2 protein-coding genes are annotated in these 698 nt (G+C 50.3%); both read right to left on the bottom strand.

Translation table 11 applies throughout. From position 1 onward, the window contains the following. Positions 1–263: ABC transporter ATP-binding protein (locus R7P74_RS26580; protein WP_318123642.1), on the bottom strand; the 263-nt coding region annotated here is incomplete at its 3' end. A gap of 9 nt (positions 264–272) precedes the next feature. Continuing rightward, on the bottom strand, positions 273–698 hold a 426-nt coding region (locus R7P74_RS26585; protein ID WP_336624117.1), incomplete at its 5' end, for an oligopeptide/dipeptide ABC transporter ATP-binding protein.

Raw genomic sequence — 698 nt, forward strand, 5'->3', positions numbered from 1 at the left:
TTTTTACTAAACCCGAACATGTCTTGACCTTTCCAAGTCAACTCGCCATGTGTAGGTCCAATTAAGCGAAGTAAGGCGCGTGCAAGTGTGGATTTTCCGCAGCCTGATTCGCCAACAATGCCGAGCGTTTCGCCTCGATAAACATCCAAATCGATGCCGTTGACGGCTTGTACGATCTTTCTTCGGCTCGGAATGAGGTGTCGCGAAACAGGAAAATGCACTTGCAGGTCGCGAGCGGACAATAACACTTCTTTCTGATTCATAACGTTTCCTTAAGCCGACTGGTGGATGAGTGAAATGCTGCTTTGGGCTTTGACATGGCAGGCGATGGATTGACGACCATTGAGCGGCATAAACTTCGGCGTTTCGGCTTGGCAGCGAGCGAGTCGGTAATCACAGCGATCTCTAAACGGGCAGCCTTGGTGGTTAATTAAGGCGCTCGGTGGATTGCCAGGGATGGTTGGCAAACGAGGCATGTCTTCGGTGATCGACGGAATTGCTCTCAGTAAGCCTTGGGTATAAGGGTGTGCGGGCTGAGCAAAGAGGGTGTTCGTATCTGCTTGTTCCATTTTTTGTCCGCCGTACATCACCAACACGCGGTCACACATTTCGGCGACAACGCCCATGTCGTGCGTGATCAGCAATATTGCGGTATTGAACTCTTTTTGTAACTCACGCAACAGAGTCAAAATTTGGGC

Source organism: Vibrio sp. 2033, assembly GCF_033339735.1.